The organism is Ideonella sp. P3_A4, from assembly GCF_056403075.1.
Genome location: NZ_JBFUGE010000034.1, coordinates 1 through 24,891, shown reverse-complemented (window position 1 = coordinate 24,891; position 24,891 = coordinate 1). Strand labels below are relative to the sequence as shown.

The following is a 24,891-nucleotide window of genomic DNA, read 5'->3' as shown; positions in this document are numbered from 1 at the left end:
CGCCGATGCGCCGGACGACGAGCAGCGCTACCAGACGGTGTTCGCCGAGCGCCCCGGCGCGGTGGCGGCGCCGACCGCGTCACTGCACTTCGACGATGGCGTGCTGGCGGCGCTGGCGGCGCGCGGGGTCGACAGCGCCCGCGTCACGCTGCACGTTGGCGCTGGCACCTTCCAGCCGGTGCGCAGCGAAAACCTGGCCGAACACCGCATGCACAGCGAGTGGTTCGAGGTGCCCGAAGCCACGGTCGAGGCCATCGCCAAGGCCAGGGCCGCCGGCCGCCGCGTGGTCGCCGCCGGCACCACCACGCTGCGCGCGCTCGAATCAGCCGCCAAGCGCACGCCGGGGCAAGGCCTGACCTTCCCGCAGCGCGGCGAAACCGACATCTTCATCACCCCGGGCTTCGAGTTCGAGGTGGTCGACCGGCTGATCACCAACTTCCACCTGCCCAAGAGCACGCTGATGATGCTGGTCAGCGCGTTCGCCGGGTATGAGCATGTGATGGCGTTGTACCGCCACGCGATCGAAGCGCGCTACCGCTTCTTCAGCTACGGCGACGCGATGCTGCTGGACCGCGCCCGCAACATGCCATGAAACTCGTACCGCTGGGGCAGGTGGCTGCGCAAGTCAAAGGCGCGGCACCCCTGCCTTTCAGCGTGCGAGATGCGCAGGGTGGGCTGCTGCTGGCCCGTGGCAACCTGATCACCGACGACGCGATGCGCCAGGCGCTGCTCGAACGCGGCGCCTTCGTCGACATGGACGAGGTGCGCGCCGGCCAGCGCGACAACGAACTGCCGTTGGGCGAGCGGCGACTGAACCTGTGGCGCGGCCTGATGACGCGCCTGAACGTGGCGCTGCAAAACCCTGCGTCCAAGGGCCTGGAGACCAGCATCCGCGGCATTGCGGTCGAGCTGGCCACGCTGGTCCAGACCGATCCCGACATGGCCCAGGCAATGCTGGCGCACCCGGACCTGTGCGCCGAGCTGCCCTACAGCGTGGCCCATTCGGCCCGCGTCGCGGCGACCTGGGCGCTGCTGGCGCTGCGCCAGGACGGCGCCGAGCTGGCCGCGCTGCAGGTGCCGCTGTCCGCTGCGCTGACGATGAACCTGGGCATGCTGCAGTTGCAGGACCGGCTGACCCACCAGGAAGGCCCGCTGAAACCGGCGCAGCGCGACCAGATCCAGCAGCACCCGCAGCAAAGTGCGGCGTTGTTGCGGGCGGCCGGTGTCACCGACCCGCTGTGGCTGGCGATGGTCGAGCAACACCACGAGGCAGGCGGCGGCATCGGCTACCCGGCCGCCGCGGCCGAGCCGCTGCCCGAGGCACGCCGGCTGCACATGATCGACATCTACTGCGCCTGCTTCGGCTCCCGCGCGCAGCGCCCGGCCTTGCTGCCCGACGCCGCGGTGCGGCGCCTTTACCTGCGGCACGCGAAAGACCCGATCGCGCTGGCGCTGGCCAAGGAGTTCGGCCTCTACCCACCGGGCACGGTGGTGCGGCTGGCTTCGCTGGAGCTGGCGCTGGTGCTGCGGCGCGGCAACGCGATGAACTCGCCGGTCGCGATCGCGCTGCAGAACGCCAACGGCGAAGCGCGGCTCACGCCCGTCCGGCGCGACACCAGCCAGCCCGGCCACACGGTGGTGGCCGCGGTCAACCCGACGCTGCTGCGGGTGCGCATCCCCTGGGCCCAGCTCTTTACGCTGTTCTAGCCAGCGACAATCCGGGGCATGCTCCAGTTCGAACTCCTGGCCACCGAAGGCCACGCGCGGCGCGGCCGCCTGACGCTGAACCATGGCGTCGTGCAGACGCCGATCTTCATGCCGGTGGGCACCTACGGCACCGTCAAGGGCGTGCTGCCGCGCTCGTTGCACGACATGGACGCGCAGATCATCCTTGGCAACACCTTCCACTTGTGGATGCGCCCCGGGCTGGATGTGATGCAGCACTTCGGTGGGCTGCATGGCTTCGAGAACTGGACCAAGCCGATCCTGACCGACTCGGGCGGCTTCCAGGTCTGGTCGCTGGGCGAGATGCGCAAGATCAGCGAAGAGGGCGTCAAGTTCGCCTCGCCCGTCAACGGCGACAAGCTGTTCCTGACGCCCGAGATCAGCATGCAGATCCAGACCGTGCTGAACTCGGACATCGTGATGCAGTTCGACGAGTGCACGCCCTACGAGACCAAGGGCCACCTGACGACCGAGGCCGAAGCGCGCGCGTCGATGGAGCTGAGCCTGCGCTGGGCGCGTCGCTCGCAGGCCGAGTTCACGCGCTTGTCGAACCCGAATGCCCTCTTCGGCATCGTGCAGGGCGGCATGTTCGAAAACCTGCGCGAAGAGTCCTTGGCCAGCCTGGTCGAGCTGGACCTGCCCGGCTACGCGGTCGGCGGCGTTTCGGTCGGCGAGCCGAAGGCCGAGATGCTGCACATCATGGCCCACACGCCGCACCGGCTGCCGGCGCACAAGCCGCGGTATCTGATGGGCGTCGGCACACCTGAAGACCTGGTCGAGGGCGTGGCCTGTGGCGTCGACATGTTCGACTGCGTGATGCCGACCCGCAACGCGCGCAACGGCCACCTGTTCACGCGTTTCGGCGACTTGAAGATCCGCAACGCCCGCCACAAGAGCGACGAGCGGCCGATCGACGAAAGCTGCCGTTGTTATGCCTGCGCCGGCGACGGGCAGGGCGGCGGTGGCTTCAGCCGCGCCTACCTGCACCACCTGGAGCGCTGCGGCGAGATGCTGGCGCCGATGCTGGCGACGATCCACAACCTGCACTACTACCTGAACCTGATGCAGGAGGTGCGCGACGCGCTGGACGTCGGCCAGTTCGCCGCCTTCCGCGCCCGCTTCGCCGCCGACCGCGCGCGCGGCGTCTGATAGCCTCGCGCGTGATGCGCACCTTCTGGAAGGCCTTGTTCGCGGCCCTGGCCTGGCCGTTCAAGTGGCTGCTGGCGCTGCTGATCCTGTTCGAGGAATGGGGTTGGGAGCCGCTGCAGCGCCTGCTGGCCCGCATCGGCCGCTCGCCCGGCCTGCGCTGGATCGAAGCCTGGGTCCAGCGCCTGCCACCCTATGCTGCGCTGGCGCTGTTCGCGCTGCCTGCCTTGGCGCTGCTGCCGATCAAGATCCTCGCGCTGTGGTTGATCAGCCTGGGGCGGGTCTTGCTCGGCACGGTGGTGATCCTGCTCGCCAAGCTGGTCGGCACGGCGGTGCTCGCCCGCCTGTTCACCCTGACCCAGCCGGCGCTGATGCAGCTGGGCTGGTTCGCGCGCGGCTATGCGCGCTGGTCGGTGTGGAAGGAATCGCTGCTGGCCTGGGTCCGCGCGACGACGCCGTTTCGCATCGCCCGGGCGATCAAGCGGCGCTGGCGTCAACGCTGGCGTCGCTGGCGCGCCGCCTGGGGCTGACGCGCGGCGATGGATGCATCGCTGCTCGGCGCGCTCGACCTGCTGATGCGCGGTGCGCTGGTCGCGCTGCTGCTGATGCTGACCGTGGCGCTGTGGCGCGAACGGCCGGTGGTGCTGGCGGCGCAGGCCGGCGGGTTGCTCGCACTCGGTCTGGCGCTGGCGACCGTGGGCACCGCGCCGGCCTTGGCGCCGCAGCTGACGCCGCTGGGGCTGTCCCCCTGGGTCGGGTTGGCCAATGGCAACGCGTTGCTGTTCGCGCTGTTTGCCCGCGCCTTGTTCGACGATGCGGCGCGCTGGCGCGTGTGGCACGGGTTGGCCTGGGTTGCGCTGGTCGTGCTGGCCGCCGGGCGCTGTGCCGGCGCTTGGTCTGGCGGGCCGTTGACGCCGCTGGTGGCAGAAGTGTTGCGCTGGGTGCCGCTGGCCTGCGTGGCGTGGGCCGTGGCGGCTGCGCTGGCGCATTGGCGCGATGACCTGGTCGAGCGCCGGCGCCGGCTGCGCTGGTTCGTCGTCGTGGCCGGCAGCGTTGACACGCTGGGCATGCTGGTGGTGCGCTGGACGTCGCCACAGGGCGTGCTGTCGGCGTGGTGGATGAGTGTCGACAGCGCCCTGCTGCTGGCGATCGTTGCGGCGCTGGCGGCGAGCTTGTTGAGGTTGCGGCCGAACGAGCTGTTCACGCCGCTGTCGCGGCCGGTGGCCGAGACGCCGGTCCAAGCCCCAACCGAACCCAATCAACCTGCGGCCGTTGACCCGACCGAGCAGGCCGACCAGTCCCTAGCCGATGCGCTGCAAACCCTGATGGCCACCGAGCGCCCGCACCGCAGCGAAGGCCTGACGTTGGCCACGCTGGCCCAGCGCCTGGGCGTGCCCGAATACCGGCTGCGCCGGGTCATCAACCAGCGCCTGGGCCACCGCAACTTCAGCGCCTTCGCCAACGGCTACCGGCTGGCCGAAGCCAAGGAGGCACTGGTCGACCCGGCCCGGCGCGCGCTGCCGGTGTTGACGATCGCGCTGGACGCCGGCTTCCAGTCGATCGGCCCGTTCAACCGGGCCTTCAAGGCCGACACCGGCCTGACGCCGACCGAATTCCGCCAGCAGGCCTTGGCCGAAAGCTGAAATCTCGCGCCGATTGCTGCAATCGGCCAGGTGTCAGCAAGCTTCGGCAAGACGCCACAGCCCGCCCTCGCGACCATGCGCCGCGAACGGGGGCCGTCGCTCCCGGTGTGGACTTCAGCCATGTGGTGGACCCTGAAACGCCTTGCCCTGGTGCTCGCCGGCGCCTCAACCTTGACCGCGGGCCTGGCCGGTTGCGCCGACTTCCCGCCAGTGCGCTCCGTGCGGATCGCCACCGCCGGCATCAGCGAGGTGATGTGCAACGCGGCCTTCGTTTCGCGGATCGACCCGCAGCGCGCCGACACTGACGAGATGCGCCCTGCCGACGGCATGGGCCTGATCGCCTGGGGTTTGCGCAGCGAGGTCGATACCGAACGCCATGAGGTGCGGACCACCTTCGCCGGCCACGCGCTGGGCCGGGCTGTCTGGCGCGAAGGTGGTGGCTGCACGGTGGCACATGGTGATGCCGAGCCGGTCCGGCCCGCGGCGATCCAACACATCGAGCGGCCCGATCCGTTCCCAGGCCTGGCGGTGCCGGCTCCTGTTGCGGCCGAGAACCCGCGCATCGCGGCGGCGGTCGATGCGGCCTTCCTCGAAGAAGCCGATGCCGCGCCGCGCCGCACCCAAGCCGTGCTGGTGGTGCAGCACGGCCGCATCCTGGCCGAGCGCTACGCCGCCGACATCACGCCCGACACGCCGCTGGCCGGCCACTCGATCAGCAAGTCGGTCGTGCACGCGCTGGTTGGCGTACTGGCCCGACAAGGCCGGCTGGACCCGGATGCACCGCTGCAGGTGCCGCAATGGCAAGCGCCCGGCGACCCACGCGCCACGATCACGCCCAACCTGCTGCTGGCCAATGCCAGTGGCCTGCCGTGGGACGAGGCCAACCGCGGCTGGGACAGCGCGACCCGCATGTGGCATGTCGAACCCGACCCGGCCGCATTCGCGATCAGCCTGCCGGCCGAAGCCGCACCCGGCACTGGCTTCGCCTACAGCAACGCCGGTTGGACGGTGCTCTCGCGCCTGCTGCGTGACCTGAACGGCGGCAGCGCCGACGGCTTCAACGCCTTTGCCGAGCGCGAGCTGCTGGCGCCGCTGGGCATGCGCCACACGGTGTTGACGCTGGACGCGACCGGCACGCCGATGGGCGCCAACCTGTTCTACGCCACGGCGCGCGACTGGGCCCGCTTCGGCCTGCTGTACTTGAACGATGGTGTGGTGAATGGCCAGCGCCTGCTGCCCGAAGGCTGGGTGCGTGAGGCCCGCACGCCGACGCTGGACGCCGGCTACGGCCGCGGCTTCTGGCTCAACCACCGCCACGACAGCCATCCGCTGCCGGGCCGCTGGGGCCTGCCCGGCGCGCCGGCCGAGGCCTACTTCGCCCGAGGCTACCTGGGCCAGTTCATCGTCATCGTGCCCAGCCTGGACCTGGTGGTCGTGCGTCTCGGCGTCAGCTTCCGCCCCGGGGGTGATGTCGAGACTGTCGGCAAGCTGGTTGGTGAGGTGGCGGCCGCCTTGCGACCGTCGTGACGACAGTCGCTCAGACGGTCGAGCCCGGACCCGGTGCCGGCGCCTTGAGCGTGAGTTCGACGATGACCGGTGTGAGTGCCTCTGTCACACGCGCCAGCGCCGCGGCCTGGGCCGCGGCAGGTTGCGAGGTGTCGATCAGGGCTTCGAGTTGGGCGGCGGCATTGGCCAGCGCGTTGGCACCGATGTCGACGCTGATCTGGTGCAGGTCACGCGCCAGCGCGCGGCGCCGTTCGCCTTGCCCCTGCGCGGAGGCCTGCGCAAAGTCTTGCGCCCAGCGATCGACGAAAACCTTCGCGTGCGCGCGCATCTGCGGGTAGTGGGCAGCGTCGGCGCCCAGCCGCGCCAGCGCGCCGGCCGAGTCGATCACGGCGGGCGGCGGCGGCGTGGCAGGGCGCACGACGCCGGCCGGCACCACCGGCGTGAAACGCCCCAGCACGGCCAGCAGGTCGGCCTTCGAGAAGGGCTTGGCCATGTGCAGGTCGCAGCCGGCCGCGGCGCTGTCGAGCACGTCGCTTTCATACGCGTTGGCGGTCAGCGCGACCACCGGCGCGCGAGCACGGCCGTTGAGCTGCTCGAAGCGGCGCAGCTCGCGCGTCACGCTCAGGCCGTCCATGCCGGGCATCTGTACGTCCATGAAGATCAGGTCGTAGGGCTGGCGCTGTGCGAGGTCGACAGCCGTCGGCCCGTTCGGCGCCACATCAATGCGCCAGCCTTGGCCGGCGAGCATGGCCTGGAACAGGTAGACGTTGACCTCGTTGTCTTCGGCCAGCAGCAGGCGCGGCGTCGCTGGCGCGCCGGCCGGCGCTTCGGGCACCGCGCCGGTGGCCGYGGCGCGGGCCGGAACCGGCACCGCCGCCGCGGGAGCCGGCGGCAGCGGCAGGGTCAGTGTGAAGGTGCTGCCCTGGCCGGGCACGCTGTGCACCTCGACCCGCCCGCCCATCAGCTGGACCAGGCTGCGCGTGATCGACAGACCCAGCCCGGTGCCGCCGTAGTGGCGCGAGATGCCGCCTTCGGCCTGCGTGAACGGGTCGAAGATCGCCTCGAGCTTGCTCGGCGCGATGCCGATGCCGCTGTCGATCACGCTCAGCCGTATCTCACCGGTCGTGCTGTGTGGCACCGGCTCGGCCCGGACCTGCACGCCGCCTTGCGATGTGAACTTGACCGCATTGCCGATCAGGTTGGTCAGCGCCTGTTCCAGCCGGTGGCGGTCGCCCATCACCGCGTCGGGCACCTCGGGTGCGATGTCGAGCGTGAGCTGCAGCCCCTTCTGTTCGGCGTTGGCGCGCTGCAGTGTGGTCAGCCGTTCGAGCGCGTGGCGCAGGAAGAACGGTGCGGCCTGCAGCTCGAGCCGCCCGGCCTCGATCTTCGACAGGTCGAGCAGGTCGTTGATCAGCTCCTGCAGCGTCTGGCCCGCCTCGCGAAAGATCTGCACCTGCTGCCGCTGTTGCGACGTCAGCTCGGACTCGGCCAGCAGCTCGGCCACGCCGAGCAAGGCGTTCATCGGCGTGCGGATCTCGTGGCTGACGTTGGCCAGGAACTCGCTCTTGGCCTTGTTCGCGGCGGCGGCCACCGCGCGCTCGTAGGCGAGCCGGCGGTTCGTCATCGCCAGCGCGTGTTGGCGGGCGGCCTCGGCCAGCAGCCAGCCGGCCGCAGCCACGGCCAGCGGCGCGGCCCACAGCGTCACGATGCGCCAGCCCAGCAGCATCGCCAGCCCCGCCGCAACGACACCGACCGCCGCCAAGGCCGCGGCCAGCGCATCGACCGGCCCGCGCGCGTGGCCGCGGCGCCAGGTCCACAACGCCGGCAACAGCGCGATCGCCATCAGCAGCGCCTGCGGCCACGGGCTCGGCGGCCGCAACAGCTTGTCCTGGCTCATTGCCTCGTAGGTTTGCGCCAGCACGGCGGTGCCGCCCAGCTGGCCGTTGATGGTCATCACGTTGTCGGCGAGCGAGGCGGTGCTGCCGATGAAGACGACCCGCCCGCGCACCGCCTGCTCCAGCGCGTCGACCGGGGCCAGCCCCAGCGCCGGCCGGGCCACGTCGGCGAACGGCAGCGTCGGCACCGCCGCCTTGGTGCCGGCGAACGCGATGGCGATGTGGCCGCCGGCGTCGATGTCGCGCGGGTTCGGCGCGGCCCCCGGCTGCAGCGCCGACCAGACCGCCAGCGGCATCAACGGCAGCCGCTGGCCCTGCGCTTCGTGCCACAGTGGCAGCCGGCGCAGCCGACCGTCTTCGTCCAGCGGCGCGGTGATCACGCCGATGCGCGGCGGCGCTTGCCCATCGTGCAGCAGGCTGTCGGCCGGCATCGCGAACGCCGGCCATGCACGTGCGGGCCATGCTGGCGGCTCGGTGGCCGCTGCGGGTGCTTGCGTGGGCGCTGCGTGGTCCGGCGCCTGGCGCAAGCCCGCCGCGGCCAGCACCACCGGCGCGCCGGGGCGGGCGATGGCCTGAGCGAGCGGCGCGTCACCCTCGTGCGCGTCGGCCAGCAGCAGGTCGATCGCGATCGCACGGGCGCCGGCCTCGCGCAACTGCTCGATCGCCAGCGCATAGACGCCTCGCTTGAACGGCCAGTTGCCGAACTCCGGCTTCAGCGCCTGCAGCGAGGCCTCGTCGATGTCGACCACCAGCACACCGGTCGGCGGCTCGGTCGGCGCAATGCGCCGCAGCTGCCAGTCGACCATAGGCTGCGACAGCCAGGCCTGCAACGGGGTCCAGGCCAGCGCCAGTCCGATCAGCCATGCGCCCAAGGGCACCCAGGCGATGTGGCTGCGTGTTGCCGCCGGTTCGAGCCTCACAGCAGCAGCACGAGTGGCAGCAGCAGCCACAGCCAGGCCATCGAGTGCGGCACCTCCACCTGCTGCGGGGCCCCGTACGGCCCGGCAAAGCCGTCGGCCGCATCGATCGAACGGACGCGGACGAAATAGCGCCCGGGCGCTGGTGAACGCAGCAGCCATTGCGGCGCATCGACCTGCTCGTCGTGCAGCAGTTCGGCGAAGCTGGCGTCGCGTGCGACCTGCACTTGGTAACGGGCGCCGGCCGATTCGCGCCACAGCAGCAACACACCCTCGGCAGTGGTCTGCGGGGCCTGGCTTTCCGGCGGTGGCGGCAGCGCCACCCGGGTCACCAGGGTCGGATCGCCCCAGGGCCCGATGTCGCCGTCGGGCCGGATGCTGGCCATGCGCCAGTGGTGCGCGCCGACAGGCAGCGGCAGGCTCAGCGTGTTTCCGGTCACATCGTCGCGGTCGACGCGCGGCGGGGCGAAATCGGGGCTGTCGGCCACCTGCAGGCGGTAGCGGGCCGCGCCGGGGTGGATGGTCCAGCCGAAGGTGATGCTCTCGTCGGCGGTGCGCTGGCCGGCGCGCGGCTGGGTGATGAACGGCGGTTCGGGCCGGGCTTTCAGCGTGAAGTGGGCCGAAGCGTCGCGGCCTTCGAGCCCATGGTTGTCGACGGCACGCACCCGCAGCAGGTAGTGACCGTCGGGCAGGTCATCGCTCCAGCGCGCTGCGTTGCCGGTGAACAGGCCGTCGAGCATCAGCTGGTCCGGCCGCTGGACGTCGAACACCTGGGCCCGGTAGCTGCCGTTGTCGGTGGTGGTGACCCAGGGCAGGTGCAGCGGCAGACGGTCGATGCGGCTGGGCACCTGCGTCAGCTGCGGTGCGGGCAGCAGCGGCTGCGGCGCCGTCACCGACTGGGCCGTGGCGACGGCGCCGAACCCGGCACCCACGCCTTGCGCAGCGGCGCCGCTGGTGGCGACGTTGCCTTCCAGCACCTCGACCGCGGTTTGCTCTGCGCTGGCCCGGGTGCGGAACTCGGTGCCCCGCACGCCAAGGTTGGCCACCGGTGTGCGGATCTCGAAACGCCGCGCGCTCTGCTTGGGCACCTGGGTGTCGGCGCCGCCGTCGTCCAGCCGCAGCCGGGTGTCGACCGCGGGGCTGGCGCCCAGCCGCGCCGATCGCTCGACCCGCAGCAGGCTGTCCGGCCGAACGATCACGCGGGCGCCGTCGCCGAAGCGCAAGACCGCCGACGACTGCGCCCCGGTGCGCAGCAGGTCACCGCTGCTGACCCGTTCGCCACCGGCCAGCGGCTGCGTGGCGGCGCCGGCGCGCTCGACATGCACATCGCCGTGCGTGTACAGGACTTCGACTGATACCGGCTGCAGCCGCAGCATCGCCATCGGGATGCGCAACGAACTGCCCGGCATCAGCCGGCGTGGGTTGTCGACATGGTTCAGGCGTTGCAGCACACGCCAGTCGCTGCCGGGCGCCATCAGGCGGTTGCGAACGCCGATCAGCGTGTCGCCGCGTTGCACGCGGTACTCCCAAGTCTCGCCCGGCCCGCCGGCTCCGGCGGACAGCAGCGGTAGCAACCCCGCAGCGGCAACAGCGATGGCGCGGCCTATCGGCATGGTGCGATCTCGTTTCAGGGAAACGGTGAGGCGGGCGGTGACGCTTTTGTTATGGGGCGGCGACGGGCAACCACCCTTTGGCGTTCAACAGCCGCAGTGTAGTGGTTGGCACGTCGATTGCCAGCGGTCGCGCGCGTACGGCGCGGGACCGGGCCACCCGGGCTATGGCGCGACGATCGGCACCACACCCCGCCGTGCCTGGTGGAAGCCGTCCAGCTCGGCGCGCAATGCGGCCAGCGTCAGCGCCCGCTCATCGCGGTAGAAGATGTTGTGGCTCTCGAACGGGATCATCCGGCCGTCGGGCTGGGCCATGTGGATGCAGCTCTTCTTCAGCGCCCGGATGTCGAGCCCGCGCGCGTCCATGAACTGCACGATCAGCACGCGGAAGACCTTCGTGTAGTCGAGCGCCGAAGGCGCCGCGATCTTCGGCAGGCAGCACATCAGGTCCGACAGGCAACTGGCCTGCGACTCGGGTGAGTGGTTGGTTGAGAAAAGCTTGAACACCTGCTGTTTCAACGACGCGTCGTGTTCGAACACGATCGTGTTGCCCGCGCCTTCGACCAGCGTGCGCGGGTCGAGAAAACGCGTCAACGGCTGCAGCGTGCCACCGTCGTCGGTGCGCAGTGCATAGGCCATCGCCAGCGTGTCGGGGTTGCAGGGCACCGGCACCACGTCTTCGGCCGAGAACAGGCCCGATTGCTCGACGATGCGGCGGCGGATCTCGCTGACTGTCAGGCGGTGCTTCGCCGCGTCGTAGGCCTCGACGCGGCCGGCGTCCTGCACCGGCTGCAGCGTCACGCCACGCACGCAGCGCTGTTGCGCCGCAAAGCGGATCACCTCGCCAATCTCTTCGTCGTTGATGCCGCGCTTGACCGTCATCACCAGCGTGGTCGACAGGTTCAGTGCGTTGAGCTTGTCCAGCGCGTCTTGTCGGATGCGGCGCAGGTCGGCGCCGCGCAGGTCCATCAGCGGTTCGCGCTGCAACGAGTCGAACTGCAGGTAGACCTCGAAGCCCGGCGCGTAGCTTGCGAGGCGCTCGACGAAGCCCGGCTCTTGCGCGAGGCGGATGCCATTCGTGTTGAGCATCAGGTGGCGGATCGGCCGCGCCTTTGCCGCGTCGAGGATGTCGAAGAAGCGTGGGTGCAGGGTGGGCTCACCGCCCGAGATCTGCACCACGTCGGCTTGGCCTTCGCTGGCCACCACCGCATCGAGCATCGCCAGCACCTCGTCGAAGCTGCGGTGCGTCAGCCGCTCGGGGCCCGACGACGCATAGCAGGTCGGGCAGCGCAGGTTGCAGTGGTCGGTGATCTCGACCACGGCCAGGCAGCTGTGCTGCATGTGGTCCGGGCACAGCCCGCAGTCGTAGGGGCAGCCGTGGCGCATCGGGGTCTCGAAGCGCTGCGGCATCTCGGGCGGCTTGACGAAGACCTCACGGCACAGCCGGTAGTAGGCGACGTCGTCGCTCATCAGCACCCGCTCGGTGCCATGTACCGGGCACCACTTGTCCATGTAGACGCGCTCGTCCTTGAAAACGATCTTGGCTTCGACCTGACGCAGACAGGTCGTGCAGACGCTTTGCGTCGTGTCGTAGAACAGATAGGGGCGGGTCTTGCGGTCGGTCATGTGGGGCGGGTCTCGGTGCGGGCCTTGGGCGGCAGGCGACCGATCGCGCGCCACACCAGCGGGGCGTAGAACAGCAACGCGACGAGGCACACCCACTGGATGCCTGAGAGGCCTAACGGGTAGGGCTGGCGCACCGGCTTCAGCCCATCGCCGACGAGGCGCCACAGCAGGTAGGCGGCAAGGAAGAGCTTGAACTGCAGGCCCGGCACGGCTGCCCACCGTTCGCGTGTGTGCCACAGCCCCGCGCCCAGAGCGGCCAGGAACACGATCTCATACAGCGGTGAAGGATGGCGCATCACGCCGTCGCCCAAGTCGACACCCCAGGGCAGGGTCGTCGGCAGGCCGTAGGTGTCGTCGTGCAGACCGGCGAGAAAACAGCCGATGCGGCCTATCGCGATGCCGACGACCAGCGGCACGACCAGCGCATCGCCAGTGCTGCGCGTCTGGCCCGTGGCCCACTTCGCCAGTTCGACACCGATCAAGCCGCCCAGCAAGCCGCCGACGATGCTCTGGCCCGGCCACAGCCACTGGCCTTGCCAGATCGCCAGCGCGACATCGGGCCGCTCGATCAGGAACACGCCCTTGTTGCCGATCGCCGCACCCAGCAGCAGGCCGACGACGACTGCGAAGTTGCGGTCCGACAGCGGGCCGCCAAGCTGTTGTGTGCGCAACGTGCGCCGCCACAGCCACGCCCCGACACCAATGCCCAGGTACTCGAACGCGGTGTGGACCCAGGCCGCGGTATGCAGATCAGTGATCATCGGCCGTCGAGTCGGCGGTTGGCCGTGGCCGGCGCCGCCACAACGCGATGCCACCGACACCGGCGCCGATGGCCAGCAGGATCAGCAGCCCGCCGATCGCCTTGTCGTTGCTGTTGCCGAGGACGCTGACGCACAGGCCGCACAAGCCGAAGCCCACTGCCAGCAGGACCAGCAGCAGCGCTGCAAGAAAACGCAAGGCCCTCATCGCCCTTCCGACGAGGGATCCAGCGCCCGCCAGACCTTGCGCAGTTGGCGAACGCAGAGGTAGCACAACCAGGCGCCAATCAGCAGCGACGGCAGTGAGATGATCCAGATGCCAGCGGCGTACCCACCACCACCGTCACTGACCGCCACCACGCTGAAGACGCCGCCGCATAGGGTGACCGCGCCGAAGCCACAGATGGCGACGATCAGCAGCACCATCGTCAGCAGGCGCCAGAACCGCGTGTTGCTCGCCGACTCGCTCGATGCCATGGGGTCCTTGCGCGTCAGAAGTCGTACAGGTGCTCGACCCGCAACTCGGGCCGTGCCGCCCACGCGCGCAACGCGTCGGCCAGCTGCGGCACCGGCACGGTCAGCCAGCGCCGCTCGGTCTCGGGGTCGGTCAGCACCGGCTGCGCGAACAGCAGCCGCGCCTCGGTCACCGGCGCGGCTTCACGCGGTGCGATCAGGCTGACGAGGATCGGCCCCTGGTTGCCGGCGACCTCTTCGAACCTCACACCCTGCTGGGCCAGCTTGTCGGCATAACCGGTGAACACCGCGCGGCGCGGCACGGCGGCCAGCACGCCGCTGTTCAAGTCGCGCAGCCGCTTCAGCTCAGGCAGCTCGGCGCTGCTGGCCGGCCAGTGGTCGAGCAGCAGCGCGGTGGTCGCCGGCGGCGCTGGCTCTGGCTTGTCCAGCTTGTGCAGCAGCCAGCCCCAGGCGGCCTTGGCACCGTATTCGGTGCTCAGCGCGAAGCGGCGCTCCCACTTGCGCAGTGCGTCGTCGCCCCACAGCGGTGTCGCCTGCCACAGCTCTTTGAGCCGGGCGACGTGGTCGAAGTCTTGCGAGCGTCGGCTGCGGATGAACTCGGCGTAGTCCTGCGCCACGCGAGCGGCCAGTTGATCTTCGGCGGTCGGGCCACTTGCGCTGGCCTCGGCAAGCTGGCCGACGGTGGCTTCATAGCAGGCCTTCAAGCCGAACTCGAAGCCGTTGGCGGCGCCGGTGCCGGCGGCGCGCAGGTGGTAGCCGGCGTCGAAGGTGGTGCTGGGTGCGGCCTGGCTGATCGCGCCATAGCTTTGCCAGAACTGCGCGACGTGGCTGAAGAACGGAAAAGCGCTCGGTGGTTTTTGCGCCGCCAGATAGGTCGCCAGCTCTGCACGGCTTTGCACCGGCCGCCAGTCGGGCAGGGCACGGAAAGTCTGCACACCACCGCGGCGATGTTCGGGCGGCGTGCGTGGATCGCCGGGTGCGTTGGCGGCGACGGCGGCCAACGCCGCCAGACCGGCCACACTGGCCGCCAGCCAAGTGAACGTGCGAACGGAGCGCAACAAAAGGCGGTTCATCGGCGTGGCACCCCCGCATCGTGGGCCCGGCGGCACGCCAGCTGCCAGAACAACCACAGCGCACCGAGTACCGGCACTGCCAGGGCCAGCAACCACCACGGGTTCAGGCCTCGGTCGAGCAGGCGTGCCCGCATCAGCGCCATCAGCACCAGCAAGGCCGTCGCCGCCCAGACCAGGCCCAGGGTCGGCCAGCCGATCAGCAACGGGCGCAGGCCGAAGAACGCGGCCCAGACCAGCACGCTCCCGATCCAGAAGCCCTGGCGGCCCAGGCGCGTGTCGGCGTTCATGCCGCTGCCGGCAGCAGCACCGGCTCGCCATGGGCTTGCAGCAGGCCTTGCACGCTGGCGCGCAGGCCGTCCGGCGTCACCTGCTCAGGCGCCAGCGGCGGCGCGGCGACCACGCTGACGTGGCTGAACAGCCCGCGGCGGAAGGGCTTGACCATCGCGCGGCCGCCTTCGGCACGCGAGAAGAACGAGCCCCAGAGGTTGACCAGCGCGACCGGAATCACCGGCACCGGCCGGCGTTCGAGGATCTTCATCACGCCGCCCTTGAACGGCTGCAGGGTGCCATCGTTGGTGATGCCGCCCTCGGGGAAGATGCCGATCAGCTCGCCGTCGGCCAGCACCGCATCGGCGGCCGCGAAGGCAGCGTCGTAGGCGRCAGGGTCTTCGCCGCGCGGCGCGATCGGGATCGCCTTGGCCAGCTTGAACATCCAGCCCAGCACCGGCACCTTGAAGATGCGGTGGTCCATCATGAAGCGGATCGGTCGCGGGCTGGCCGCCATCAGCAGCACCGCGTCGACGAAGCTGACGTGGTTGCAGACGATCACCGCCGCGCCAGTGGCCGGGATGTGCTCGGTGTCGATCAGGCGCAGTCGGTAGACGAAGCGCGAGAGCACCCAGGCGGCAAAGCGCAGCAGGTATTCAGGCACCAGCAGGAAGATGTACATGGCGACCACGAAGTTGGCCAGCGCGATCAGGCCGAAGACTTCGGGGATGCTGATGCCGGCCGACAACAGTGCGCCGACGATCAGGCTGCTGCCGATCATGAACAGCGCGTTCAGGATGTTGTTGGCCGCGATGATGCGCGCGCGGTGGCTGGCCGGTGAACGCAGCTGGATCAGTGCATACATCGGCACGCTGTACAGGCCGGCCGACAGCGACAGTGCGAACAGGTCGGCCAGCACGCGCCAGTGCGGCGGTTGGGCGAGGAAGCTGCCGACGGTCATCGTGCCGGTGCTGTTCGCCCCCAGGCCGCGCGAGGCGAAATACAGATCAGCGGCAAACACTGTCATGCCGATGGCGCCCAGCGGCACCAGGCCGATCTCGACATGGCGGCGGCTCAGCGTCTCGCACAGCAATGAGCCGGTGGCGATGCCGAGTGAGAACACCATCAGCAGCAGCGAGGCGACCTGCTCGTTGCCGTGCAGCACGTCTTTCGCGAACGACGGGAATTGGCTCAGGAACACCGCGCCGAAAAACCACATCCACGAAATGCCGAGCAGCGAGCGGAACACCGCGACACCTTCGTGCGCCAGCATCAGGTTGCGCCAGGTCTCGCTGACGGGGTTCCAGTTGACCTTCAGGTCCGGCGCGCTGGAGGGTGTGGGCGGCACCGCCTGCGCGACCACGCGTCCCAGCGCGGCCAGCGCAAGACAGCTCATCGCCACCGCTTTCGTGCCGGGCAGCCACGCGTCGGCCGGCAGCGCGATCAGCACCCCACCCGCGAGGTTGCCGAGCAGGATTGCGACGAAGGTGCCCATCTCGATCATGCCGTTGCCGCCGGTCAACTCATGCTCGCTCAGGTGCTGCGGCAGGTAGGCGTACTTGACCGGGCCGAACACAGTGCTGTGCAGCCCGAGCAGGAAGATGCAGCCCAGCAGCAGTGGCACGAACACGGTGAACAGCCCGATCGTCCCCAGCACCATGATCAGCAGCTCGAGGTTCTTCACCAGCCGTGTCAGCTTCGCCTTGTCGTACTTGTCGGCCAGCTGGCCCGAGGTGGCCGAGAACAGCAGGAACGGCGCGATGAAGACGGCGCCGATCACCAACCCCGCCAGCTTTGGCTCCATCCAAGACACCTGCAGCTGGTAGGTCACCAGCACGGTGAAGGCGAACTTGAAGATGTTGTCGTTCGCCGCGCCGAGGAACTGAGTCCAGAAGAACGGCGCAAAGCGACGCTGGCTGAGCAGCGCGAACTGGCTGCCTTCGTGGGCCGGGCGATGGCTGGAAGAGGTGGACATGGACAAACCTCGCTAGAAAAGGGCCCCCTGACCTGGCGCTTTGCGCCAGGCCCCCCGAGGGGGTTGAGTCAGCTTGGGAACGGCCCTGCGCTGACTCAAGAGCGATGGGGCTGGATGATGCCGCAGCGCGGTGACGCTGCCGATCGGGATTGGCGAGTGTTGCGGGCGCGCCGCTAGCGCACCGTCTGCATGGCGCCGCCGCGTTGGGTGCGGTTGAGCCAGTCGAAGATCGAATCGACGGTGGCCGTGGCGATGTGGCCGGCGAAGCGGTCGCCGGTCGGGTGGTCGTCGAATTCGACGTTGGCCCGCGTCAGCCGGGCACCGAGCCGGGTGAAGGTGTCGATGTGCAGCACGCTGGGCCGGTAGCCCTGGTTGCGCAACCAGGCCTGGGCCTGGCTGCGGCTGGCGTTGCCGGGCTCGGCGGCCATCGCCAGCGTCTCCAGCGCCCACTGGTTGGACTGCTGGTAACGCGTGGAATAGGCATAGGCCACCATGCTGTAGCGCGGTGTGTGCAGCCGTGTCACCGTGGCGTTGTCGCGCAGCAGCGGCAGCAGGCGGTCCTGCAGCTCGGGCGACAGCGCAACGAAGGCGGCCTCGTAGCGGAACGGCCGGTCGTTGAAGAACTCGCCCAGGCCCTGGCGGAACACATCGGCCCGGTCGGTGCCGCAGGCGTTGAGCTTGTGCACGATGCGCCAGGCCCCGCCGGCCGATTCGTCCTTGTAGGCCAGGCCCAGGTGCGACCAGCGCAGGTTGTACTTGGACAGATCCTGCCCGGCGCGGGCCAGCAGCACCACCTTGGCACCCGAGGCGTTGAGCTTGTCGGCGGTGTGGGCCGCCAGCTCCATGCCTGCGRCCAGTTCGCGTCCGGCCAGCTTGCCTTCTTCACAGTTCTGACCGGCTTGGGCGGCAGGCAACGCCAGGAATGCCGCCGCGGCCAGCGCCGCGAGCGTGCGGCGCGGTGACTTGAGCGCGCTCATCGGGTGATCCGCTCGTCGTAGATCAGCGAGCGGCCGATTTCGTTCGGGATGAAGGCGATCGCCTCGCCGGCGGCCGACAGCACGCAGCCGGCTGCCACCACCGTGGTGACGACGAGTGTGCCGGCCACCACCACCGACGCACCGACCACCTGGCTGCCGAAGCGGACCGAGAAGCGTACGCCGTCCGATGCGCGCTCCAGCACCCACACCGTGCCTTCGGCCAGCGCCTCGACCGCGACGACCGTGAAGGCCGCGCCGCTGACCAGCACCGCCGACGGGGCGGCGACGGAAATCGCGACCGGTACCGACAGCGACAGGCCCGAGGCCGCGCTCAAGTCACGTGACGGATCGTGGGCCTGCGCCGGCGCAGTGGCGGCCAGCGCCAGCGCGAAGGCGGTGGCACAGAAAAGGGAACGGGTGGTCATGGCGGCTGCTTTCAATGAGGTGTTCATCAGGGTCACCGGTCTTCAGGCGAAACGCTCGGCGTCGGTGCGCGACTCGCCACGTTCGCCGCGGAGGGCCGCATCGGCGCGGTCGGCCTCGAAGGCATCGCGCAGCGTCTTGGCGAGTGTGAAGGCACTCGAGATCAGGAACAACCAGCTGACCAGCAGGTAAGCCTTGTAGGTCGGGTTGATCGTCATGCGCCACAGGCCCCAACCGGTCAGGCCCATCGCCAGCGCGAAGCCGCCCCAGACCACCAGGTTCCACATCGGCGTGTCGCCCTTGGGGCCACGCAGTTCCTGGTCACGCACGTACTTGGCCAGCGCAAAGGCCGAGCTGAGGCAGAACACATAACCCATCACCATGAAGGCCCGGTCCAGGTCTTCACCCGGCAGCCAGGCCAGGCCGGTGGCACAAACCGCGATCGAGACACCGAACGAGATCCAGACCTGGGCGCGCCAGGCCTTGGTGTCGCGGCGGACGATCATGCGGGGTGACGGGGTACTCATACGGGTGCCTCTGGGGCTGTTGAACATGGGTGCATCCTGCGACAGCTCGACACGAAAGTTCCATTTCCGGCGCTGTTGTAGCGTCGAGTGCGTGGTTGGGTATCGTCAAGTGATACCTGTCGGGGTCGGTGCGAAGTGCCAGCGGGTGTCGAACACCAGCGGCGACAGGCGTTCGCCGCGCCACGCGACGCGTCGCTTCAAGGCCAGGTCGAACAGCAGTGGGTTGTGGCGTCGCAGGCGCTCCAGCGGTGCGACATCGCTGGCGTCCAGCAGGCCTTCGTGCACCAGCCGTGCGGTCGAGTACAGCAGCCCGACGCCGGGCAGCGGGTAGTCCGAGCCGTGCAGCAGGCGCGGGTGCCAGTCGGCGCGTTGCAGCACGGTCCGCCAGACCTCGGCGCTTCGGTTGACCTGGAACAGTGCCGACACGTCGCCGAGAAGGCGGTCGTGCCACTCGGGTTCGTCCATCAACCGGGCGAACAGATCGAAGGCGGGGCGCGACGCAGGCCGCCGCTGGTCCAGGTCCAGCGCCTGGCCGAGCGATGCGCAGTGCGCGACGATGACGCGAACGCCGGCTCGCAGCGGCGCGCGTACCAGCAGCGGGTTGCCCAACTCATCGCGGCCGGCGCCGGGCACGGCCTTTTCTTCGCCGCAATGCACGATCAGCGGTGTGCGGCTGGCGGCCAGCCGGGCATAGAACGGTGCCAGCCGGCGGTCGCRCAGGTCGATCGCCATCGCACTGGGCAGCCACTTGATGGCCAGCGCGCCGCCGGCGAGTGCCCGATCCAGCCGTTCGAGTGCATCGGGGCGCAGCGGGTGGATCGACGCGACCCAGCCGAAGCGCTCGGGCGTCGCCGCGGCCACCTGCTGCGCGTAGGCATCGGGCACGTGAAAGGTCGTCCAGTCCGGCCGTTCGTGGGCCTGGTCGTCGAGCGCTCGGTCGAAGGCGAACAGCATCCAGCGCGCACCGGGCGGGAAGCCGGCTGCCAAGGCGCGCAGCCGCTCGACATACGCGCGGTCAACGCCGCCGTTGCCGAGCGCGTCGCCCGGCACACCGGCGGCTTGCATGATCGCCGTGCGCCGCAATCGCTCCAGCGGGTGCCAGCCTTCGGTCATCGACGCGTGGATGCTGCAGCCCGAGCCGCTGTCGCCGTTACCGAGCAGATGGGTGTGCACGTCCCACAGCGCGGCCGGGTCGAGGCCCTCGAACGTGCGGTGCAGCAGATCGGCCAGCGGCGCGGGCCAGGCGTGCCACGGCATGGCGGTGGTCTCGGCGTCGGCTTGCGCCGCCAGGCTGGTGAACAGGCCGGCGATGGCCGCGGCGCCGCAGCACAGCGCACGGCGACGGTGCGGATGGAAAGAAGGCGAATCGTTCATGGCGCGGCATGCTCGCTGCGGCGGGCGCCAAAGTTCCGTTCTGCAAGACCCGGTGGCGAAATTTGAGCCAAGCGGTATCCTGTGGCGCTACTGGCCTCGAACCTGATTCGAGCGGAGGGAGCCTTACGCCATGTCCACCACCCAGGCCCTGGTCGAGCAGATCAAGACCGAGCTGAAGCTCGCCGGCATCACCTACGCCCAGCTGGCGCCGCGCATCGGCATGGCCGAGTCGAGCGTCAAGCGCATGTTTGCCAAGGGCGACATGCCGCTGGTGCGCGTCGACGAGATCTGCCGTGTGCTGAAGCTTGACTTCGCCGACCTGGCGCGCAAGGTGGCCGATGCGCAGCCGCTGCGCACCGAGCTGACGCTGGAACAGGAACGCGCGGTGGTGGCCGACCGCAAGGTGCTGCTGCTGGCAATCTGCTGCCTCAGCCAATGGACCTGCGAGCAGATCATCGCCACCTACCGCGTCAGCGAACCGGAGGCGATCAAGTACCTGGCGCAGCTGGACCGGCTCGGCATCATCGAGCTGCGGCCGATGAACCGCTACCGGCTGCGTGTGGCCAAGACCTTTCGCTGGCGGCCGCACGGCCCGGTGATGCAGTACTTCCGCGAAGAGGTGGTGACCGACTACTACGCCGGCGGCTTCGATGGCGAAGGCGAGATGCTGACGCTGGTCCACGGCCAGATCGGCCGCAGCCTCGCGGCGCTGTTCAACGAACGGTTGCAGCGCGTCGCGCAGGACTTTGCACAGCAACACCTGGCCGACCAGAAGTTGCCGCAAGACCAGAAGCGCCCGTACACGCTGGTGATCGGCATGCGCTCATGGCTGTTCGCCGCGTTCCGCGACATGAAGCGCGAGGCGTGACGAGGTGCGCCGGCTCTATACCGTTCGTTCCCCCGCTTCAGCGCGCAAGACGCGGTGGTCATCGAAGCCTTCCGGGCCGAGCACGACGCGAGGTCGCACGCCTTGATCGATGCCACCGGCCTCGACATTCACGCGACTGTCGACACGCTGTCGGTGGGCAGCATCGAGGACGGGCGCTTCACCGTTCTCGCAACGCTGCCTCTGGCCAAGGAATGGGCGCATCGCCCGCCAGCCGACAAGCTTTCTTGAGTCCAACGACACTCGCCGTTCCCATGCAAATCGTCATCCCCACCCTCGATCACTTGCCCGGCTACATCGCGGCGCTCGAACGCGGCTGGTCGCCCGACAGCCAGCGCGGCGAAGTCGCGGCGCGCGAAGAGCTGGCCCGGCTGCGGCAGGACGAGCCGTTGTTCATCCAGCAACAGCAAGACCGTGCAGCACTGGGCGGCCCCGTCACGCTGCCCGACGGCAGCCAGGTGGCGCGCATCCCCGGCTTCAAGATGTGGCTGTGGGACGGCGAGTTCGCCGGCGTCATCAGCTGCCGCTGGCAACGCGGCACGACCGAGCTGCCGCCGCACTGCCTGGGCCACATCGGCTACAACGTCGTGCCGTGGAAGCAGCGGTTGGGTTACGCCACGCAGGCATTGGCGCAGATGCTGCCGCTGGCGCGCGCAGAAGGCTTGCCGTTCGTCGAGATCACGACCGATCCCACCAACCACGCCTCGCAACGCGTGATCGAAGCCAACGGCGGTGTGCTGTTCGAGCACTTCACCAAGCCGCCCGCATTCGGCAGCACCCCGGGCCTGCGCTACCGAATCGCGCTGACCTGAACACCTCTGGAGACACCCGATGCAGATCAAGCTCGCCAGCCTGATGGTCGACGACCAGGACAAGGCGCTGGCCTTCTACACCGACATGCTCGGCTTCGAGAAGAAGCACGACATTCCGATGGGCCCGTTCCGCTGGCTGACAGTCACCTCGCCGGAGGGCGCGGACGGTGTCGAACTGGTGCTGGAGCCGATGGGCTTTGCGCCGGCGCGCGACTACCAGCGTGCGCTGTTCGAAGCCGGCATCCCGGCGACCGCCTTCATCAGCTCCGATATCGCCGCCGAATTCGCGCGCTTGACCGCCAAGGGTGTGCGCTTTCGCGGCGAGCCGAAGGCGATGGGGCCGGTCACCGTGGTGCTGTTCGAAGACGGCTGCGGCAACCTGATCAACCTCGTGCAGCCGGCCGCATGAGTGCGATCACCCTGCGCGAAATCGACCACATCGTGCTGCGCGTGGTCGACCTGGACAAGATGCTGCGCTTCTATGTCGACGTGCTGGGCTGCAGCATCGAGCGGCGGCAGGACGCGATCGGCCTGGTGCAATTGCGCGCCGGCAGCTCGCTGGTCGACCTGGTGCCGGTGGACGGCAAGCTCGGCCGCATGGGCGGCGCCGCGCCCGGCCGCGAGGGCCGCAACGTCGACCACTTCTGTTTCCGCGTCGAGCCGTTCGATGCCGACGCGATCCACCAGCATCTGGCGGCGCATGGCGTGCAAGCTGGGCCGGTCAGCCAGCGCTACGGCGCCGAAGGCGAAGGGCCGTCGATCTACCTCGACGACCCCGAAGGCAACACCGTCGAGTTGAAGGGCCCGCCGGACGCCTGAACCAAACCAGCCGTCTTAGGCGCTGACGCCCACCGTCAGCGTCGCGGTGAAGCCGGCGCTGACGCTGCCCTCGACAGTCGCCAGCTGCAGCGCGGCGCTGTCGTCGCTGAACACGTTGTCGCTGGACAGCGAGACCTGGGCGAAGTTGCTGACGCTGGCGTCGTAGCCGCTGGCCACGCCGTAGACCTGCTGGCAGGCGGCGCTGGGCATCGCGAGCTGTGAGGTCTTGACGTCGTTGTTGCCGCTGGTCGCTTCGGCCATGCTGGTGTAGATCTCGAAGTGCATGTGCGGCCAGCGCCCGCTGTAGCAGGCCGGGAAGATGGTCGTGAAGGTGACCTCGCCGTTGCTGTCGCTGAGTTGCACGCCGCGCAGGTAGTTCTCATCGACCGCGTCGTCCGAATACAGTGAGTAGTTGCCGCCGCGGTCGCAGTGCCACAGGTAGACGGCATAACCCGCCAGATTGGCGCAGCTCGACGCCGTGTTGACCAACTTCAGCGTCACGGTCAGCGGCACACCCTCGGCCACGTTGTCGCCGTAGTCGCCGAAGCTGGCGGTGATGTCGCTGCGCACGATGCCTGTCATCGCCAGCGCATTGACGGTGCCGTCGCTGTTGCTGTTGGTGCCGTCGGCCGGGTAGGGGCCGGCGGTCTCGCTCGGGATCACCGAGCAGCTGCCGGTGTCGCCGCCGCTGGTGCCACCGTCACTGCTGTCACTGCCGCTGTCACCCGCGTCGGCGTCACCGCCGCCGCCGCAGCCGATCAGCGCCATCGGCCCGGCCATGGCGGCGCCGGCCGCCAGCCAGCGCAGCACGCCACGGCGCGCCAACGCGCGCTGGGCCAGGGTGTTCAGGTCGGCCGCCAGGCCGTGCGGGTGGGCGTCGTCGTGATGGGTTTGCATGCCACGCATCGTGGCGGCCCCGTGTATCGGGCGTTTGGGCGCTCTGTGTCAGCGTCGACACATTCGCGGTCTTCGCGAAACCTCAAGCCGCCGGCAACCACAGGCTGGCGCGCAGGCCACCCTCGGCGCGGTTGGCCAGCGTCAGGCGGCCGCCATCACGCTCAGCCAGGTCGCGCGCAATCGCCAAGCCCAGACCCTGGCCGGCGCCGTCGTCCGGCCCCAGCCGCACCCAGGGCTGCAAAGCCTGCTCGATCAACTCGGGCGCGATGCCAGGCCCGTCGTCGTCGACCTGCAGCACGACGCCGTCGGCATCGGGCCTGATGCTGATGCGCACCTGGTGGCCGTGGCGCAGCGCGTTGCCCAGCAGGTTGTCGACGATGCGCCGCAGCGCGACCGGATGAGCGCGGGCGCGCTGCGGGGCCGCGTTGGCGAGCGCGACGTCGTGCCCTTGCTCGGCGAAGTCGTCGACCGCAGCCTGGGCCAGCGCGACGAGATCGACGACGGCCGGGGGTGCGGCCTCGCGTTGTTCGCGCAGCACCGCGAGCGAGCTGTCGATCAGCGCGTTCATCTCGCGGATGTCGGCAATCGCAGCCGCGGCGATCGGTGCATCGAGGCTTTCGAGCCGCATGCGCAGGCGCGTCAACGGCGTTCGCAGGTCATGCGACACCGCGGCCATCTGCAGCCCGCGCGCGTCGAACTGGGCTTGCAGCCGCTCGGCCATCTGGTTGAAGACCTGCGCCGTCGCGCGGACCTCGCGGCTGCCGTGGCGCTCGTCCAGCGCCGGCGGCGCCTGACCCGGGCGCAAGCCCTGCGACAACTGACCTGAGGCTTCAGCCAGCCGCCGCATCGGCGCCGCGAGCCAGCGGGCGCACAGCGCTGCACCCAGCGCAATGACAAGCAGGCGCACGCCATAGTCGACCCAGATCGATTGCCACGGCGGCAGCGACCGTGGCACAGCATGGGGGCCCGGTGGGCCGTTCTTCTGCCACATCGGCCCGGGCGGCAGCGACGGGAACGGCTCGATCGGTTTCGACGATGGTTCGACGTGCCCCGGTGGAGGCGGCGGCACCGCGATCCAGTGCGCCGCCGTGTGGGCGGCCACCAGCACCACCCACATCAACACGAACAGGCGCACGCCGAGCGTGTCGAAGCGCCGCCAACCGGTGACGGCAGGCGCAGGTGTCGATGTCATCGCAGGGCCTCCACCGGTACTTCGAAGCGATAGCCCTCGCCGCGCACCGTGCGGATCAGCGGTGCACCGCCGCTGTTGAGCAGCTTGCCGCGCAGGCGCGAGACGGCCAGGTCGATGGCGCGGTCGTTGGCCGCCGCGCCCGGCGTGCGCGACAACTCCAGCAGCCGGTCGCGACCGAGCACCTGGCCGGGGTGATCAACGAAGGCCGACAGCAGCCGGTATTCGGAGCTCGACAGCGCGACGATCGTGCCGTCGGGCGCCTGCAGCAGTTGGCGCAGTCGGTCGAAGGTCCAGCCACCGAAGCGCAGCGAAGGGCTCGTCGCCGCGGCGGCGTACACCACATGGCCGCGTCGCAGCACAGCCTTGATG

At 69.6% G+C, this 24,891-nt stretch carries 27 protein-coding genes; 11 read left to right on the top strand and 16 right to left on the bottom strand.

The genetic code is table 11. The annotated features are described in order from the left end of the window. The 6 genes from queA to AC1DYI_RS06355 form a co-directional block, all read left to right on the top strand. Window positions 1-592, top strand: a 592-nt coding sequence (queA, locus tag AC1DYI_RS06380; RefSeq protein ID WP_477203240.1) for a tRNA preQ1(34) S-adenosylmethionine ribosyltransferase-isomerase QueA, incomplete at its 5' end; no start/stop codon positions are given. Then, window positions 589-1,707: an HD-GYP domain-containing protein gene (locus AC1DYI_RS06375; RefSeq protein ID WP_477203239.1), complete on the top strand. Its 1,119-nt coding sequence runs from the start codon at window positions 589-591 to the stop codon at window positions 1,705-1,707. The genes queA and AC1DYI_RS06375, both read left to right, overlap by 4 nt. An 18-nt stretch (window positions 1,708-1,725) precedes the next feature. Continuing rightward, on the top strand, window positions 1,726-2,874 hold the full coding sequence (gene tgt, locus AC1DYI_RS06370; protein WP_477203238.1) for a tRNA guanosine(34) transglycosylase Tgt: 1,149 nt from the start codon (window positions 1,726-1,728) through the stop codon (window positions 2,872-2,874). 14 nt (window positions 2,875-2,888) lie between these two features. Continuing rightward, window positions 2,889-3,401 (top strand): hypothetical protein, encoded by a 513-nt coding sequence (locus AC1DYI_RS06365; protein ID WP_477203237.1) that lies wholly within the window; start codon window positions 2,889-2,891, stop codon window positions 3,399-3,401. Between the two features lie 9 nt (window positions 3,402-3,410). Then, the gene (locus AC1DYI_RS06360; protein ID WP_477203236.1) at window positions 3,411-4,514 is read left to right on the top strand and encodes a helix-turn-helix domain-containing protein; all 1,104 of its coding nucleotides are present in this window, start codon (window positions 3,411-3,413) and stop codon (window positions 4,512-4,514) included. A 120-nt stretch (window positions 4,515-4,634) separates the two neighbouring features. Next, a complete protein-coding gene (locus AC1DYI_RS06355) occupies window positions 4,635-6,041 on the top strand; it encodes a serine hydrolase domain-containing protein (RefSeq protein ID WP_477203235.1) in 1,407 nt (468 codons plus the stop codon). Between the two features lie 10 nt (window positions 6,042-6,051). Here the strand turns inward: AC1DYI_RS06355 and AC1DYI_RS06350 are convergent, their stop codons facing one another. From AC1DYI_RS06350 to AC1DYI_RS06290, 13 genes are all read right to left on the bottom strand, one after another. Beyond that, on the bottom strand, window positions 6,052-8,835 hold the full coding sequence (locus tag AC1DYI_RS06350) for a CHASE2 domain-containing protein (protein WP_477203234.1): 2,784 nt from the start codon (window positions 8,833-8,835) through the stop codon (window positions 6,052-6,054). Then, window positions 8,832-10,445: a FecR family protein gene (locus AC1DYI_RS06345; RefSeq protein WP_477203233.1), complete on the bottom strand. Its 1,614-nt coding sequence runs from the start codon at window positions 10,443-10,445 to the stop codon at window positions 8,832-8,834. The genes AC1DYI_RS06350 and AC1DYI_RS06345 overlap by 4 nt, the downstream gene beginning before the upstream one ends. Before the next feature lie 162 nt (window positions 10,446-10,607). Further along, window positions 10,608-12,068 carry a radical SAM protein gene (locus AC1DYI_RS06340; RefSeq protein WP_477203232.1) on the bottom strand — a complete coding sequence of 487 codons (1,461 nt, stop codon included), beginning with the start codon at window positions 12,066-12,068 and terminating at the stop codon, window positions 10,608-10,610. Next, window positions 12,065-12,829 (bottom strand): prolipoprotein diacylglyceryl transferase, encoded by a 765-nt coding sequence (locus AC1DYI_RS06335; protein ID WP_477203231.1) that lies wholly within the window; start codon window positions 12,827-12,829, stop codon window positions 12,065-12,067. Before AC1DYI_RS06335 ends, AC1DYI_RS06340 begins: the two co-directional genes overlap by 4 nt. After that, window positions 12,819-13,034: a hypothetical protein gene (locus tag AC1DYI_RS06330; protein ID WP_477203230.1), complete on the bottom strand. Its 216-nt coding sequence runs from the start codon at window positions 13,032-13,034 to the stop codon at window positions 12,819-12,821. Before AC1DYI_RS06330 ends, AC1DYI_RS06335 begins: the two co-directional genes overlap by 11 nt. Continuing rightward, window positions 13,031-13,303 carry a hypothetical protein gene (locus tag AC1DYI_RS06325; RefSeq protein WP_477203229.1) on the bottom strand — a complete coding sequence of 91 codons (273 nt, stop codon included), beginning with the start codon at window positions 13,301-13,303 and terminating at the stop codon, window positions 13,031-13,033. Before AC1DYI_RS06325 ends, AC1DYI_RS06330 begins: the two co-directional genes overlap by 4 nt. Before the next feature lie 14 nt (window positions 13,304-13,317). Beyond that, entirely contained in the window at window positions 13,318-14,373 is a 1,056-nt protein-coding gene (locus AC1DYI_RS06320; protein WP_477203228.1) for a hypothetical protein, read from the bottom strand. Then, window positions 14,370-14,660: a DUF805 domain-containing protein gene (locus AC1DYI_RS06315; protein ID WP_477203227.1), complete on the bottom strand. Its 291-nt coding sequence runs from the start codon at window positions 14,658-14,660 to the stop codon at window positions 14,370-14,372. The genes AC1DYI_RS06320 and AC1DYI_RS06315 overlap by 4 nt, the downstream gene beginning before the upstream one ends. Continuing rightward, a complete protein-coding gene (locus AC1DYI_RS06310) occupies window positions 14,657-16,615 on the bottom strand; it encodes an MFS transporter (RefSeq protein WP_477203226.1) in 1,959 nt (652 codons plus the stop codon). Before AC1DYI_RS06310 ends, AC1DYI_RS06315 begins: the two co-directional genes overlap by 4 nt. Window positions 16,616-16,788: 173 nt before the next feature. Then, window positions 16,789-17,592, bottom strand: coding sequence for a DUF2145 domain-containing protein (locus AC1DYI_RS06305; protein ID WP_477203225.1), 804 nt, complete (start codon window positions 17,590-17,592; stop codon window positions 16,789-16,791). Continuing rightward, window positions 17,589-18,017, bottom strand: coding sequence for a hypothetical protein (locus AC1DYI_RS06300; RefSeq protein ID WP_477203224.1), 429 nt, complete (start codon window positions 18,015-18,017; stop codon window positions 17,589-17,591). Before AC1DYI_RS06300 ends, AC1DYI_RS06305 begins: the two co-directional genes overlap by 4 nt. 42 nt (window positions 18,018-18,059) lie before the next feature. Continuing rightward, window positions 18,060-18,542, bottom strand: a complete 483-nt coding sequence (locus AC1DYI_RS06295) for a YiaA/YiaB family inner membrane protein (RefSeq protein WP_477203223.1) — start codon at window positions 18,540-18,542, stop codon at window positions 18,060-18,062. Window positions 18,543-18,647: 105 nt separating this feature from the next. Next, window positions 18,648-19,916, bottom strand: coding sequence for an amidohydrolase family protein (locus AC1DYI_RS06290; protein ID WP_477203222.1), 1,269 nt, complete (start codon window positions 19,914-19,916; stop codon window positions 18,648-18,650). 130 nt (window positions 19,917-20,046) lie between these two features. Here AC1DYI_RS06290 and AC1DYI_RS06285 point away from each other — a divergent pair, with 130 nt between their 5' ends. The 5 genes from AC1DYI_RS06285 to AC1DYI_RS06265 are packed head-to-tail and all read left to right on the top strand — an operon-like array spanning window position 20,047 to window position 22,433. Beyond that, window positions 20,047-20,784, top strand: coding sequence for a helix-turn-helix domain-containing protein (locus AC1DYI_RS06285; protein WP_477203221.1), 738 nt, complete (start codon window positions 20,047-20,049; stop codon window positions 20,782-20,784). Between the two features lie 54 nt (window positions 20,785-20,838). Beyond that, window positions 20,839-21,033, top strand: coding sequence for a hypothetical protein (locus tag AC1DYI_RS06280; protein ID WP_477203220.1), 195 nt, complete (start codon window positions 20,839-20,841; stop codon window positions 21,031-21,033). Window positions 21,034-21,056: 23 nt separating this feature from the next. Continuing rightward, window positions 21,057-21,614 (top strand): GNAT family N-acetyltransferase, encoded by a 558-nt coding sequence (locus AC1DYI_RS06275; RefSeq protein ID WP_477203219.1) that lies wholly within the window; start codon window positions 21,057-21,059, stop codon window positions 21,612-21,614. A gap of 19 nt (window positions 21,615-21,633) precedes the next feature. After that, window positions 21,634-22,023: a VOC family protein gene (locus tag AC1DYI_RS06270; RefSeq protein ID WP_477203218.1), complete on the top strand. Its 390-nt coding sequence runs from the start codon at window positions 21,634-21,636 to the stop codon at window positions 22,021-22,023. Further along, window positions 22,020-22,433, top strand: a complete 414-nt coding sequence (locus AC1DYI_RS06265; protein WP_477203217.1) for a VOC family protein — start codon at window positions 22,020-22,022, stop codon at window positions 22,431-22,433. Before AC1DYI_RS06270 ends, AC1DYI_RS06265 begins: the two co-directional genes overlap by 4 nt. A 15-nt stretch (window positions 22,434-22,448) precedes the next feature. Here AC1DYI_RS06265 and AC1DYI_RS06260 read toward each other — a convergent pair whose 3' ends face one another. The 3 genes from AC1DYI_RS06260 to AC1DYI_RS06250 form a co-directional block, all read right to left on the bottom strand. Then, window positions 22,449-23,330, bottom strand: a complete 882-nt coding sequence (locus AC1DYI_RS06260; RefSeq protein ID WP_477203216.1) for an intradiol ring-cleavage dioxygenase — start codon at window positions 23,328-23,330, stop codon at window positions 22,449-22,451. Window positions 23,331-23,412: 82 nt separating this feature from the next. Beyond that, window positions 23,413-24,522: an ATP-binding protein gene (locus tag AC1DYI_RS06255; RefSeq protein ID WP_477203215.1), complete on the bottom strand. Its 1,110-nt coding sequence runs from the start codon at window positions 24,520-24,522 to the stop codon at window positions 23,413-23,415. Further along, the coding region (locus AC1DYI_RS06250; RefSeq protein ID WP_477203214.1) for a helix-turn-helix domain-containing protein at window positions 24,519-24,891 on the bottom strand (373 nt) is incomplete at its 5' end. The genes AC1DYI_RS06250 and AC1DYI_RS06255, both read right to left, overlap by 4 nt.

Coding starts and splice junctions, on each gene's coding strand:
- AC1DYI_RS06375 (WP_477203239.1), top strand. CDS start 589: ATGAAACTCGTACCGCTGGGGCAGGTGGCTGCGCAAGTCAAAGGCGCG.
- tgt (WP_477203238.1), top strand. CDS start 1,726: ATGCTCCAGTTCGAACTCCTGGCCACCGAAGGCCACGCGCGGCGCGGC.
- AC1DYI_RS06365 (WP_477203237.1), top strand. CDS start 2,889: ATGCGCACCTTCTGGAAGGCCTTGTTCGCGGCCCTGGCCTGGCCGTTC.
- AC1DYI_RS06360 (WP_477203236.1), top strand. CDS start 3,411: ATGGATGCATCGCTGCTCGGCGCGCTCGACCTGCTGATGCGCGGTGCG.
- AC1DYI_RS06355 (WP_477203235.1), top strand. CDS start 4,635: ATGTGGTGGACCCTGAAACGCCTTGCCCTGGTGCTCGCCGGCGCCTCA.
- AC1DYI_RS06345 (WP_477203233.1), bottom strand. CDS start 10,445: ATGCCGATAGGCCGCGCCATCGCTGTTGCCGCTGCGGGGTTGCTACCG.
- AC1DYI_RS06340 (WP_477203232.1), bottom strand. CDS start 12,068: ATGACCGACCGCAAGACCCGCCCCTATCTGTTCTACGACACGACGCAA.
- AC1DYI_RS06335 (WP_477203231.1), bottom strand. CDS start 12,829: ATGATCACTGATCTGCATACCGCGGCCTGGGTCCACACCGCGTTCGAG.
- AC1DYI_RS06330 (WP_477203230.1), bottom strand. CDS start 13,034: ATGAGGGCCTTGCGTTTTCTTGCAGCGCTGCTGCTGGTCCTGCTGGCA.
- AC1DYI_RS06325 (WP_477203229.1), bottom strand. CDS start 13,303: ATGGCATCGAGCGAGTCGGCGAGCAACACGCGGTTCTGGCGCCTGCTG.
- AC1DYI_RS06320 (WP_477203228.1), bottom strand. CDS start 14,373: ATGAACCGCCTTTTGTTGCGCTCCGTTCGCACGTTCACTTGGCTGGCG.
- AC1DYI_RS06315 (WP_477203227.1), bottom strand. CDS start 14,660: ATGAACGCCGACACGCGCCTGGGCCGCCAGGGCTTCTGGATCGGGAGC.
- AC1DYI_RS06300 (WP_477203224.1), bottom strand. CDS start 18,017: ATGACCACCCGTTCCCTTTTCTGTGCCACCGCCTTCGCGCTGGCGCTG.
- AC1DYI_RS06295 (WP_477203223.1), bottom strand. CDS start 18,542: ATGAGTACCCCGTCACCCCGCATGATCGTCCGCCGCGACACCAAGGCC.
- AC1DYI_RS06285 (WP_477203221.1), top strand. CDS start 20,047: ATGTCCACCACCCAGGCCCTGGTCGAGCAGATCAAGACCGAGCTGAAG.
- AC1DYI_RS06275 (WP_477203219.1), top strand. CDS start 21,057: ATGCAAATCGTCATCCCCACCCTCGATCACTTGCCCGGCTACATCGCG.
- AC1DYI_RS06270 (WP_477203218.1), top strand. CDS start 21,634: ATGCAGATCAAGCTCGCCAGCCTGATGGTCGACGACCAGGACAAGGCG.
- AC1DYI_RS06265 (WP_477203217.1), top strand. CDS start 22,020: ATGAGTGCGATCACCCTGCGCGAAATCGACCACATCGTGCTGCGCGTG.
- AC1DYI_RS06260 (WP_477203216.1), bottom strand. CDS start 23,330: ATGCAAACCCATCACGACGACGCCCACCCGCACGGCCTGGCGGCCGAC.
- AC1DYI_RS06255 (WP_477203215.1), bottom strand. CDS start 24,522: ATGACATCGACACCTGCGCCTGCCGTCACCGGTTGGCGGCGCTTCGAC.